Source organism: Acinetobacter sp. 3657 (genome assembly GCF_031456775.1).
Lineage (GTDB): Bacteria > Pseudomonadota > Gammaproteobacteria > Pseudomonadales > Moraxellaceae > Acinetobacter.
In genome coordinates this window covers 27,458-40,720 of the sequence record NZ_JAVDVH010000008.1, presented here as the reverse complement: position 1 = coordinate 40,720, position 13,263 = coordinate 27,458, and the positions used below count along the sequence as shown (strand labels likewise).

Genomic DNA, 13,263 nt, shown 5'->3' with positions numbered 1-13,263 from the left:
TATTTCCAAAAATAGCAGCTTTTTTTGAATTTCTTTTAAGCTTTAATCAACTGAATATCCGATCCTGCTCGTTTTGGATCAATCAAGATTTTTGCATGTTGTTCTGGATCACGTAATGCATCAAAGGCATTGCTTACCCCTTCCAAGCCCACCACACCTGTAATCAGTGGTGAAACATCAATTTTTCCTTCGGCAATCATATGCAAGGTGTCACGGAACTCCAGTGGCGTATAACCCAGCACATACTGGATTTCGAGTTCTTTATTGATTGCCAAAGCTGGTTCGATCTTATCGCTTTGCATACAAACACCAACCCCCACAATCCGCGAGAACAGTGGCGCACCTTCTAAGATTTGCTGCATGATACCTGCCACACCAACACACTCAAAAATCACTGGGCGCTTCGGTAACAAACCGAGTTTGTCACCCACTCGCATTGCATTGACCCATGGCAATGAGAAAGTCTGAACTTTGTCAAAAATCCCCATGCCCATATTAATTGCTTCAGAGACATTACCCAGCAAACCCAGCTCTTTCCAACTGCTAAATGGAGATTGCTGCTTAGGATCAATCAATATATCTGCACCGCATTGCTCAGCCAACTTACGGCGATTTGGTGAAAAATCACTGGCAACGACAGTTTTAACACCCATCGCTTTGAGCATAATAATCACACCTAAACCAACTGGACCACAACCGATCACGATTGCTGGCTCATTTTTCTTAATTCGGCTACGACGCACGGCGTGTAAGGCAACAGCCATAGGCTCAGTAAGCGCAGCACGATCCGCATCTAAACCATTGGGAACTTCAAACATCAAACTAGATTGAACTAAAACTTGTTCTGCATAACCGCCTGATGCACTTGGTGAAAGACCTGTTGGTACATAACCTTGTGGATCAACATTGAGCAATGGCATAGCACAGACCAAAGTATCTGCTTTTAATTTACGGCGTGTTTTTGGACCATAATCTAAAACCTTGCCACAGAACTCGTGTCCCAATATAAATTGATCTGAGGATTTGGCTACACCATTAAAGCCAACTCGCGCCGCTAAATCATGCATGTGATCACAGTGATGTTGCATATGTAAATCAGAACCACAAATGCCACAACGTACCACTTCAAGTAATACTTGCCCTTTCGCTGGGACTAATTGGAGACTGTCTTCCAGCTTCAACTCAGCGTTATGACAAATCAGAGACTTCATAGGTTGCTTTCCTTATTTTTTTATTGCATTTGTTCGCTTTTCAGATTTTTGATCTACTGAAACAGTATAGCCAACAAAATCTTGCTTAATCTTGACAAACTGTATTGTCAAAATCTATGGCTTAAATATCAATATCTCTATCAAATCAGGTCAGCAAGAAAAGTGTTGTCTCACAGTTATTATTGTTAAACCAATACAAGCTCTCTACTACTACTTAAAAATTATAATTTTAGCTTTCCACGTATGTTAGAAACTCCACGACACCCTATTGAAAATGAAACGACGTAGGGGCGAATTGCATTCGCCCTCTATAAATAAAAATTCGCCTGATTTTGATGAAAATTGATTTTATTTCCAAGCCTGACGAATCATATCAACTGCTTTTTCAGCAATCATAATCGTCGGTGCATTGGTATTACCATTGACCACGGTTGGCATCACTGAAGCATCAATGACACGAAGGCCATCAACCCCATAAACCTTCAGCTCAGGATCAACCACCGCCATCTCATCTACACCCATCTTACAGCTACCGACAGGATGATAAACCGTATCTACACGCTGACATAAAATCTCACGAATTTCATCATCCGATTTCACATTGGCAGTAAACATATCTTCTTTGATCTTTTCATTTAAAGCCGGTGCTTGCATTAACTTCTGCGTGACTTTAAAGCCATCTACCATATCTTGAAGATCTTGCTCATCCTCAAGGAATTTAAAATCAATTAATAAAGGATCATCCACGTGCTTACCACTAAGTTTGACTGAACCACGCGCACGTGGATTCAACAAACAAACATGACACGAGATACCATGTCCAGCATGCATTGTTCTCGCATGGTTATCCACGATGGCGATCACGAAGTGTAATTGCAAATTCGGCTTGTCTAATTCAGGACGAGTTTTCAAGAAACCACCACATTCAGCATAATTGGTGGTAATAAAACCACGGCGCTCTTTACGATAGCGCCCAATTTGTTTGATTAAATCTAAGCTCCCACCAACAGATAAACCGAATGTCCCGTCCATCAGCTTGGTTTTATAAGCAAAGATAAAGTCGGGATGATCATGTAAGTTCTCACCTACCCCTGCTAAGTCCTTAACCACAGGAATACCATGCTTTTCTAGCTCTTGGCGTGGACCTATGCCTGACAGCATCAACACTTGCGGCGATTGAAATGCGCCAGCTGACAACAAAACCTCTTTGTTTGCTTTAACAATCGTGGTTTGGCTTTTTTGTTTATACTCTACCCCAATCGCACGACCATTTTCGATAATGATACGGGAGACGGTCGCATGGGTAATCACATGTAAGTTAGGACGTTTACCTAAATAAGGCAATAAATAGCCTCGTGCAGCACTCCAACGTTCACCATTTTTTTGAGTGACTTGATACACGCCTAAACCTTCTTGTTCAGCGCCATTAAAATCATCATTGAGTGGATAGCCAACCTGTTTTGCCGCTTCAATAAATGTTTGCTGATATGGATTATCTGAATTCAACTCACTGACATTCAGTGGACCATGCTGCCCATGATATTCATTTTTAATGCTTTCGTTATGTTCTGATTTTTTAAAATATGGCAACACTTCATCATATGACCAGCCGGTATTTCCCAGTGCAGCCCAATGATCATAATCATCACGATGCCCACGGATATACACCATTGCATTGATCGCTGAACTCCCCCCCAAGCATTTACCGCGGGGTTGATAGCCTTTTCGTTGATTCAAACCCTTTTGTGGAATCGTTTCGATTGCCCAGTTATTCAGTTTAGTTGGAATACTAATCACAGCCGCCGCAGGTGTATTCACCAACCAGCTATTTCCATCGCCGCCAGCTTCTAATAAACATACAGAAATGTTTGGATTTTCAGATAACCGCCCAGCCAATACACATCCTGCTGAGCCACCACCAATAATTACAAAATCAAAAGCTGTTTGCATCATATCTATCTCTATTTTTTCTTTTTAAAAAGTGCATGCATTATGCAGAACATGGTATTTAAATAATGTTGTCGTTGTCTAACTGACTTAAATCATAAAGTGCAAAATAACGTGTTAACAATCAAATCACAATAGCCAAATCCTGCAAGACAGTTGCAATAAATAATCATTCTGATCGAAGAATTAAGCTATCGATACTTTTTCTGATTTTTCATATTTTAAATTTTCGATTTAATGACAAGATATCTGAATCATTTATTCATCGTTTCTCAGCCATACTTACAATATTTTTAAGCTGTCGAATGTCTATATTCGCTATAGATCATGATCAATCCTCCCATAAAAATAAGTCCCAGACCGAATAATCTAAGACCATCTATTTTTTTAATCTGCATTCCGAGAAAACCGCTACTATCAATTATTGTGGCAAAGATCATTTGACCTAAGAAAATCCAAAGTAATGTATTGGTTGCCCCAATATGTGGAGCAGCTAAGAACATGCACAGGATATAAAGTGATCCTAATAAGCCAGATAGCCACATCCACCATGAGGTTTGTTGGTACAACGGCGGCTTAATACTGCCATCGACAAATAGTGCAATAACCAATGATGCAATCGCCCCACCAACATATAAGAAAAATGTTGATTGTATTTGAGTGGCACCACTTGCTTGACGGAAGGCATTAATCATTGCCAATTGTAGCGGTACGATGAGCCCACCCAAAAGACTAATAAAGACATAGTTTATGTTATGCATGCACTCACTCTCTTTAGAATTTTTAAAACTGATTTATAGAGTAGGAATGAAATACAATGAGCTATCAACTTTCGATTCATATCTCATATTCTGACCGAGCAAATATTAAGATCACTTTTTAGGTCTGTTATATAACAACAGATATGAAAGATAAAATACTAGATTGAAATTGTGACAAACAAATTCATATTTAAACTTGAATCGTTTAAATGAATCAATCAAAACAGAAGAGACTTCATCAAGAAGCGAGTGAGAGTTGCCTAAAAATTCAGGCACAAAAAAACCGCTCATTTAGCGGATTTCTATTTCATCTTTAAGATGATGGTCGGAACAGTAGGATTCGAACCTACGACCCCCTGGTCCCAAACCAGGTGCGCTACCAGACTGCGCCATGCTCCGATACTCTCTATAAAAGAGTGGGGTGAATGACGGGATTCGAACCCGCGACAACCGGAATCACAATCCGGGGCTCTACCAACTGAGCTACATCCACCATAACATACTTTTGATTCTATGTACCAAGCTACCAAATGGCGCGCCTGACAGGATTCGAACCTGTGACCATCCGCTTAGAAGGCGGATGCTCTATCCAACTGAGCTACAGGCGCATAACCGATGATAAAACTATCATGCGATACTTGGCCGATCCTAAAACAATGTTTTTCAACATGTTTTAATTGGTCGGAGCAGTAGGATTCGAACCTACGACCCCCTGGTCCCAAACCAGGTGCACTACCAGGCTGTGCTATGCTCCGATCTATCTCAGCTTTTATTGTATCGCACATCGTGCGGTACGGTGTGCATTCTAGGCTTGACGTTGCATCACGTCAACACCTAGTTTTAAAAAAAATGATTTTTCCTTATCAAATGTATATTTAACAAACATTTTAACGCTTTAACGACGCGCTAAAGTTCAACATTCGATCTAAAGGTAATTTGGCACGTTCTGCCAATGCTGGATCGACGTGTATTTCTTGATCGCTATGTTGTAACACATGCAAAATACCATCTAACTCATTCATTGCCATCCAAGGACAGTGCGCACATGAACGACATGTTGCACCCTCACCTGCTGTCGGCGCTTCAAATAACTCTTTATCAGGCGCAGCTTGTTGCATTTTATAAAAAATGCCTCGATCTGTTGCCACGATCATTTGTTTCTGCGGCAATGTCTGTGCTGCTTTGATCAATTGCGAGGTACTTCCCACCGCATCTGCAATATCCACAACCGCTTCAGGTGACTCTGGATGGACTAAAACAGCGGCATCAGGATAAAGTGCTTTCATCTGAATAATGCCCCGTGCACGAAACTCCTCATGCACGATACACGCACCATCCCACAACAACATTTCTGCGCCTGTTTTCTTCTGAATATAACGGCCCAAATGTTGGTCAGGTGCCCAAATAATTTTTTCACCTAAACTGTCTAAATGCTCAATAATCTCGACCGCGCAACTTGAAGTTACCACCCAATCCGCACGTGCTTTTACTGCTGCTGAAGTATTGGCATACACCACCACAGTATGATCAGGATGTTGATCGCAAAATGCAGAGAACTCTTCGACTGGACAACCAATATCAAGTGAACAGGTTGCCTCTAAAGTTGGCATCAGCACCGTTTTTTCAGGCGATAAAATTTTTGAGGTTTCCCCCATAAACTTAACCCCAGCAACCACAAGTGTCGTCGCTGGATGGTCACGACCAAAACGTGCCATTTCTAATGAGTCAGAAACACAACCACCAGTAAGTTCAGCAAGCTCTTGTACATCAGGATCACAGTAATAGTGTGCGACCAATACCGCATTTCTTTTTTTAAGCTCGGCTGCGATTTGAGCAAACTTCTGTTGTTTCACTTCTGGGCTTAGGCTATTGTCCTTTGGCTCGCCCAAACGATCTAAATGCGTCTGCACAATATTTTTGGCGTCGTTCGCAATTAAATTCGCATCATTCATAAAGCGTCTTCTCTATCCTGCGCGCTTGCATCACTGCAAACTGATAACGTGGGTATCTGTTGAGATTTGGGATTAAACACATCCACAAACAAGCGATATAAAAAAAGCCTCACTGTGGAGGCTGCATTATAACGCAAATTTACGAACGATAATCGGCATTAATTTTCACATAGTCGTAAGAAAAGTCACAGGTATAAACCGTATCTCGTGCAGTACCTCGTCCAAGATCAATACGAATAGTGATTTCTTTCTCTACCATCACTGCCGCGCCCGCTTCTTCGGTATAGTCTGGATTTGCGCCACCATCTAAGCAGATTTGTACATCACCCAACCAAACTTGAACCTTACTGCTGTCTAAATTAGGCACACCGGCTTTACCAATTGCCATCACGATACGTCCCCAGTTTGGATCTGATGCAAATAAAGCCGTTTTGATCAATGGTGACTCAGCGACACTATAGGCAACATCACAACACTCTTGAGTATTTGCCCCACCTTCAACTTGAACGGTAATGAATTTGGTTGCACCTTCACCATCACGTACAATCAGCTGTGCGAGACGATTCATCATCCGAGCAAGTACATCGAGTACCTGTTGATAACGTGGATCATCTTGGCTCTCAATCTCAGCACCACCAGCTAAACCTGTTGCAACAAAAATACAGGAGTCATTGGTTGAGGTATCCCCATCAATGGTAATGCGGTTAAATGAATGCTCAACCGTTGTTTTTAGAAGCTGCTCAACCAATGCTTTTGCAATCGGCGCATCTGTGGCAACGAAGCTCAACATAGTCGCCATGTTCGGGCGAATCATACCCGCACCTTTACTAATACCGGTCATGGTATAAGTGATGCCATCGAGTTCAAATTGTTCAGATGCACCTTTTGGAGTGGTATCCGTGGTCATAATCCCTGATGCAGCATCTACCCAATGATCAGTATTTAGATCGTTCAACGCAGGTTGAATACCTTGAACCAAACGTTCAATTGGCAACTGCTCACCAATCACACCTGTTGAAAATGGCAAAATCTGATTGCTTTGCACACCTGTCAATTCAGCAAGTTTGGCACAAGTTGCTTCGGCATTTTGATAGCCCACAGTACCTGTTGCGGCATTGGCATTGCCTGTATTAATAATCAGGTAACGTGGCTGCTTTTGTGAAGTGCTTTCAGCCAAATGTTTTTTACTGAGTAAAACTGGCGCAGCCGCAAATGCGCTTTGGGTAAAGACCCCTGCTACATTTGAACCTTCAGCAAATTCAAAAATGACCAGATCTCGTCGGTTTGGATAACGTACATACGCCTCAGTTGAGCCAATTTTTACACCCTGCACCACATGCATAAGTGGCATCGTTACGTCACCAACAGCCATTTTTAAACTTCCATTCATTGAGCTTTAAAGATTTTAGCTTGATATTCAATTAAGAGATCTATCTCATCGGAGTCTTGCCGAACATTCATCCAATTTTAGGATAAGCCTTCGGCTCGACCTACTTTTCTTTCGGGAAAAGTAGGCAAAACCATTTGTCCCCCGCAAAACCTGTTCATTTTTTGCATCTATTTAATTTAAATTATAAATACAATAACTTACCTATTTTTTAAACCACGCAGGTTGCGGGTGACATTTCCGTGTATCAAAAATCTACTAAGGTTTATATATCAAACCTTACCTTAAAAGCTTATGCTAAATAATCAAAAAAATCGAGTTTTTATCAATAAACTAAGCAGATTTACTTTGCTCTAAGTTCAACAAAATCTGCTTCTTATCCAACCCACCTGCAAATCCCACCAATGCTCCACCAGAACCAATCACCCGGTGACACGGCGCAATAATTGAAATCGGATTCTTGCCATTGGCAGCACCGACAGCACGTACTGCTTTCACATTGCCAATCTGAAGCGCAATATCCTTATAACTACGCGTTTCACCATAAGGAATAGTCAGCAAAGCATTCCAAACGTGTTGTTGAAAGTCCGTACCCTGAAAATCCAAAGGCAAATCAAATTGCTGACGTTGTCCTGCAAAATATTGTTGTAATTGTTGTTTCGCTTTGAGCAGCATCGGATGTTGAGTGTTCTCTAACAACGCTGCTAAGCGTACGCGCTTATGATCTTCATTGTCCCACATCACTGCAACTAAGGCGTGATCATGCGCAACCAGTTTTAATGTACCCACTGGAGAATCCATATACATATAAACCAGTTGCATCACGATCTCCTTTTAAATCGCGCCTAGTCCATCTTTTACAAAAAGTGAACAACTAATGAGATGAAAGTTTCATCAAAACTAAACCAGATACAATGAGTACCGCTGCGATCATTCGCATAGCGGTCATAGGTTCATTTAATACCATAATACCGATAACAAATGATCCGATTGCACCGATCCCTGTCCAAACGGTATAAGCAGTGCCCAACGGCAAAGTTTTCATTGCTGTCGCAAGTAAACCGAAACTCAAAATCATAAAAACGAGGGTAATCACTGTCGGAGTTAAACGAGTAAAACCCTCTGACAGTTTCATTGAATACGCCCAAATAATTTCGAAAATACCTGCCAAAATTAAAATTGCCCACGCCATTTTTTCTCTCGTGTATAGCAAGGGTTGGGTCGTCCCAACGTGATTCTTTAATGAGAGGTCGTCCTACTCAACCCAATAGTATAATTTACAATCTTGCAATCATGTGAATTATTATGTATCTAAACGATGCTTATTCAATGGCTTACTTATACCAAACACTCAATACCAAACCACACTATCGACTCGCATCAACTCACATGCCCCACTCCCCGTATCTTCACGTGATAAGGAACTCCGCCAACGCCATCCATCAGGCGCCTGAATTTCTATTAATGCACCTTTCAAATTAACCAAATCATCTTTTTTAATTTTCTTAAGCTGTTCGGCGACCTGTGCGGTTGCAGGCACGATATGCATATTGGCACTTTGTACTGCGATTTCGCGTAACGCGATGGGAGGCTGTGCATCTACACGCCAATAATACCAACGATTTCGTTGTGAAATATCAACATGTTTATAGATATCGGGTTTCGCCATATCGCCCCAACCGACCGCTAAATCAATTGGAGAAAACTCAGCCTCTCGCCCCGAATGATAATCTTTGCGTGAAAGCACACGAAAGGTACCTTCATAAGACTGTAATTCTACGATTTGCACACCCTGTGCAGTAACCTGAGTGAGATTGGGTACAGGTTTGAGCCAATTGGTCCAAACCAGCCAAATCAATGCAAAGCCCATAAGGCCATACATCCATCTCGGCATATTATTTATCCTTTTTGCTTCGCAATGCTTTAACCCATTGTCTAAACTTTTCTAAAATCACATATAAAAATTTTTGAGCTGCTTTTAAATAAAATCCGACTCTTTCTTGTTTGTTGCTCAATTCATCAGATTGTTGTGGTTTGAAGTTTGCAAGTTCCAATGGCTCGTAATGAGACATTGTTTGCTGTAATTCTGCACCTAAGTTCAATGCTTGTAATACAGCCGTGACCTCATCAATTGAGTCATCGTGATAAAGGGTTAAATGACGTACATCTAAATCAATATTATGTTCTACCAATATCGCAGCAAAAGGAATCAGTGCTTTTCTGACACGTTGAGCCTCCACAACATTACTCATCTGAGGAATATAATAGTAACTCACGTACATACTGCCATCGGGTGCAATCAACTCTAATTGCGACGCTAACGTATCTTGGGTACGCCCGACCTTTTCAGATTGCTTTGTTCTTTCTGTTATTCGATTGTCTTGTTGTTCTAAAGCCATTGATGCACCATAAATGACTCAAAAAAGATACTGCTAGTATAAACCAACAGTATCTCAAAAATGTTAAAAATTAAGCAAAATATCAGAACTTTAGCGTAACACCAGCACCGTACAATCCACCTTTTTCACGCTGCGATGCGGTTTGCCAATCCGTCTGCTTTGCACCTTTATGATAGGCATAGGCAACATCTATAAACGGCATCACTTTTTTACTGATTTCATAACGCATTTGTACGCCCGTTTGCAGCTTAGATAGACCTGTTTTACGTGCATATTTGGATTCATCATTCAATACCACATCTGCATTCACATAAGGCTGTGCAATCAGCTTTTGAGTGAACAAGAAATCACGACTTGTTTCTAAACTCAGCTGCCAACGCTGATCCTGCCCTGCATAAAGATAAGCTTCTGTTTCAAAGAAATAGGGTGCTAAACCATGTACGCCAAATACAGCACTCCATTGATTCTTATCTTGCTGCTGTTCAGACTGATATTGATAACGGACACCTGCCTGTACATCCCAAAAATCTGCAATATTACGACTGTACAATACCTTTGCTTCAGTGTCAGCTTGCTCGGATTCAGCCTTTTCTAGATGGGCTTTGATAAAAACTTTATTTTCATCAGTGCCCACCCAAGTTTTTAATTCAGTGCTCGCACGTCCTCGTCCGTCATCACCCACAGTCCAAGCACTCTCCAAACTGGTCGCCTGATAAACTTGCCCGCCATGTTCTAGGCGATGATCATGCTGACCATGTTGAGTAATCTGAACTTGCTGTGTTGGGGTGATTGGATGGTGTGAATGATCCATTGATGCAGATGCATTTGATTGCATACTTGATTGTGACTGCATCATTTGATGATCATGGCCTTCATGTGCCGAGGTCAATAGACTGATCGAAGATATGAGACCACCAATAAAAACCAATTGAGTATATCGTTTGATCTCAGAAGATCGCTTAGTGATGTGCATGGCTCTCTCCTTGAGATGACTGAACTGGGCTGGTTTTTTGCTTTACGTTTTTTGAATCATCGACATTTGCAACAATCAACTTACTCATCATGCCTGCTGACATATGGAATAATAAATGACAATGAATCGCCCATTCGCCCAATTCATCTGCGGTAAGCATGGCAGTGACTGTTTGACCCGGTGGAACCACAATGGTGTGTTTATTGGGCATATTGGCTGCAGTTTGCCCATTTTCTAGTTGCATAAACATGCCATGTAAATGCATCGGATGCGCCATCATGCTTTCATTCACAAACTTCAAACGAATACGTTCACCATACTGTACTTTCAACGGTTCAAAATCTTTGTCACTAAACTTCTTCCCATCGATGGTCCAAATATAACGTTCCATGGTGCCACCAAGACGAATCACCAACTCTCTTTCGGCTGGTCGGATATCAGGCTGCGGTGTTAAGGATTTCAGATCAGCGTACTGCAACGCTTTATGTCCCTCAGGCGTTGCTGCATTGGCCCAACCAAATACTGTTTCAGGTTTTGATTTTTCATTACGAGCAGTTGTCTGCTGTTGATGGGCGCTATGATCCATTTGGTCATGAGCATCATGATTCATCTGCGCGTGGGTACTATGATCCATTTTGGCCATCTTCATTTGACCATGCGCACTGTGATCCATCTCTTGGGTACTGTGATCCATTTCAGCCATCTTCATTTGACCATGAGTGCTGTGATCCATCTGAGCATGCGAACCATGCCCCATATCATCCATCGTCAATAATGAACGTGGACGTGGTTTAGGCATTTCAATCATATGCTGATGTTGAGTTTGAATTTCATTATGTAACGAAGCGATGGCAAAACCCGAACGATCAATGGATTCAGCTTCGATTTGATAATGTGGCTGTTTTGGCTCAACCAACACATCATAGGTCTCCGCTGCACCAATACGAAACTCATCGACTGCTACAGGTTGTACTGGCTGACCATCCGCACTCACCACCGTCATTTTTAAGTTTGGAATACGCACATCAAAAAATGACATAGCCGAGGCATTGATAAAACGCAGACGAACTTTTTCACCTGTTTTAAATGCGCCCGTCCAGTTCTGTTGTGGTGTTTTTCCATTTACAAGAAAAGTATAGCCTGTGACATCAGACAAGTCCGTTTTAAGCATCCGCATCTGATTCCACATCGAACGGTCTTGCCATGTCGCTTTTAGACCCTGTTGTTTGACTTGTTTCCAAACATCGGCAACCGTTTCACGTTGATTCTGATAATACTCCGCAGATTTCTTAAGATTTGCCATGATCTGATCGCTGTCCGTTTCATGGAAGTCAGAGAGCATCACCACATAGTCACGCTGTGCTTTTTCATGTGCCGCAATAGGCTGTTTGCCTTTTGGATAAATCACCAGTGCGCCATACAAACCATCTTGTTCTTGTCCTTTGCTATGCGCGTGATACCAATAGGTTCCATTTTGACGTACCTTAAAACGATACTCAAAACTGCCATTTGGCTGAATGCCTTGGAAACCATTAAATCCTGGCACGCCATCCATCAGACCGGGTAAAAGTAAACCATGCCAATGCAAAGAAGTGTCTTGATCTTTTAATTGATTATGGACATGGATGACCGCTTCATCGCCTTCTTCAAACTCTAAAAGCGGTGCAATAAATTTACCATTTACCGTCATGCGTTTGACTGGTTTCCCAGTAATGTTGACCATTTCTTGATTGATATTGAGATGATATTCTTTAATCGCAGCCCAACTATAGGGTGCAAACAATAGGCTCAGACTGGCAACAACGCCAGCGTATATTTTTGAAGACATGATATTTTCCTAATCTAATAAAACTGACTTTAAGCGGTATAAATTTCCACTAGACCCAAGCCAGATATGGCACAAGGAAAAAGAGGGAAACTTAAAGCAGATCAGGCTTTAGGAGGGCGTAATATCTCTTGCCAATATCCAGCAAGATGTCGGGCTTGATAGTCGGTATTTTTATGCGTATGCAGCTCTAACAACACTAAGGAAGAAAGCTTCGGCGTCTGTTGATCTAACGCAAAGTTTGTCGTTTGACAATGCGTTGGACTATTGCAGTCCTGACAATGCTGACCATCTTGCAAATGTGCTTCATGACATTTTGCTGAAATCGAAACATCTATATCGGACATGTGCATCTGATGATGTTGATCTGCCATGTGCTGTTCGTGACACGACATCGTTTTTGTTGTTATATCCGTTTTTTGTTCAAATTGAATCGCTGGAACTACAGCAGCAACCACACCACTTCCCCCAATGAAAAATATCATCAGGAATACAAACCACAGTTGTTTGTATTGTTTGCGAAGTTGCACTGAATGTCCTTGGTTTCAATGATGAAAGCTGTTCGATATGTTTAGCATAATTTCTTTCATTGATTTGCACAATCATCTTCATGTTCGAATTGTAATAACTTAATCTTCGTTCAGATTAAAGCTGCTGTTTAATCACACAATTGTGCCCAAAGAACCGCATGAATAAAAATAAAGCAAAATAAACATCTTAGCGCACAAAAAAAGGACAAAAAATTGTCCTTTTTTCATCACTTTGCTGTGAATATAAACAGTTGAAATCATTTTGTTTATTTTAACAA

The 13,263-nt window shown here is 41.4% G+C and carries 12 protein-coding genes and 4 tRNA genes; all 16 read right to left on the bottom strand.

The features are described 5' to 3' along the window. Positions 1–35 precede the first annotated feature (35 nt). Complete coding sequence (locus tag J2Y37_RS10330) at positions 36–1,211, bottom strand: zinc-binding dehydrogenase (protein ID WP_005198336.1); 1,176 nt, start codon at positions 1,209–1,211, stop codon at positions 36–38. Between the two features lie 348 nt (positions 1,212–1,559). Beyond that, positions 1,560–3,164: a choline dehydrogenase gene (locus J2Y37_RS10325; protein WP_349032753.1), complete on the bottom strand. Its 1,605-nt coding sequence runs from the start codon at positions 3,162–3,164 to the stop codon at positions 1,560–1,562. Between the two features lie 287 nt (positions 3,165–3,451). Further along, positions 3,452–3,919 carry a DMT family transporter gene (locus J2Y37_RS10320; protein ID WP_005198340.1) on the bottom strand — a complete coding sequence of 156 codons (468 nt, stop codon included), beginning with the start codon at positions 3,917–3,919 and terminating at the stop codon, positions 3,452–3,454. A 322-nt stretch (positions 3,920–4,241) separates the two neighbouring features. Further along, positions 4,242–4,318, bottom strand: a tRNA-Pro gene (locus J2Y37_RS10315). A gap of 18 nt (positions 4,319–4,336) precedes the next feature. Continuing rightward, positions 4,337–4,412, bottom strand: a tRNA-His gene (locus tag J2Y37_RS10310). Between the two features lie 38 nt (positions 4,413–4,450). Then, a tRNA-Arg gene (locus tag J2Y37_RS10305) sits at positions 4,451–4,527 on the bottom strand. Between the two features lie 70 nt (positions 4,528–4,597). Next, positions 4,598–4,674, bottom strand: a tRNA-Pro gene (locus J2Y37_RS10300). 132 nt (positions 4,675–4,806) lie between these two features. Next, the gene (nadA, locus tag J2Y37_RS10295) at positions 4,807–5,871 is read right to left on the bottom strand and encodes a quinolinate synthase NadA (protein WP_004669832.1); all 1,065 of its coding nucleotides are present in this window, start codon (positions 5,869–5,871) and stop codon (positions 4,807–4,809) included. Between the two features lie 139 nt (positions 5,872–6,010). Beyond that, positions 6,011–7,243 (bottom strand): bifunctional glutamate N-acetyltransferase/amino-acid acetyltransferase ArgJ, encoded by a 1,233-nt coding sequence (argJ, locus tag J2Y37_RS10290; RefSeq protein WP_349032752.1) that lies wholly within the window; start codon positions 7,241–7,243, stop codon positions 6,011–6,013. A gap of 348 nt (positions 7,244–7,591) precedes the next feature. After that, positions 7,592–8,080, bottom strand: coding sequence for a methylated-DNA--[protein]-cysteine S-methyltransferase (locus tag J2Y37_RS10285; protein ID WP_349032751.1), 489 nt, complete (start codon positions 8,078–8,080; stop codon positions 7,592–7,594). A 52-nt stretch (positions 8,081–8,132) separates the two neighbouring features. Then, positions 8,133–8,450 carry a multidrug efflux SMR transporter gene (locus J2Y37_RS10280; protein ID WP_349032750.1) on the bottom strand — a complete coding sequence of 106 codons (318 nt, stop codon included), beginning with the start codon at positions 8,448–8,450 and terminating at the stop codon, positions 8,133–8,135. 159 nt (positions 8,451–8,609) lie between these two features. Further along, the gene (locus tag J2Y37_RS10275) at positions 8,610–9,152 is read right to left on the bottom strand and encodes a hypothetical protein (protein WP_004669828.1); all 543 of its coding nucleotides are present in this window, start codon (positions 9,150–9,152) and stop codon (positions 8,610–8,612) included. Position 9,153: 1 nt separating this feature from the next. Next, positions 9,154–9,657, bottom strand: coding sequence for a hypothetical protein (locus tag J2Y37_RS10270; RefSeq protein WP_349032749.1), 504 nt, complete (start codon positions 9,655–9,657; stop codon positions 9,154–9,156). Positions 9,658–9,739: 82 nt separating this feature from the next. After that, positions 9,740–10,630, bottom strand: a complete 891-nt coding sequence (locus J2Y37_RS10265; RefSeq protein ID WP_349032748.1) for a copper resistance protein B — start codon at positions 10,628–10,630, stop codon at positions 9,740–9,742. Then, on the bottom strand, positions 10,617–12,458 hold the full coding sequence (locus tag J2Y37_RS10260; RefSeq protein WP_349032747.1) for a copper resistance system multicopper oxidase: 1,842 nt from the start codon (positions 12,456–12,458) through the stop codon (positions 10,617–10,619). The genes J2Y37_RS10265 and J2Y37_RS10260 overlap by 14 nt, the downstream gene beginning before the upstream one ends. Before the next feature lie 101 nt (positions 12,459–12,559). Then, on the bottom strand, positions 12,560–12,985 hold the full coding sequence (locus J2Y37_RS10255; protein ID WP_349032746.1) for a hypothetical protein: 426 nt from the start codon (positions 12,983–12,985) through the stop codon (positions 12,560–12,562). Positions 12,986–13,263: the final 278 nt, after the last annotated feature.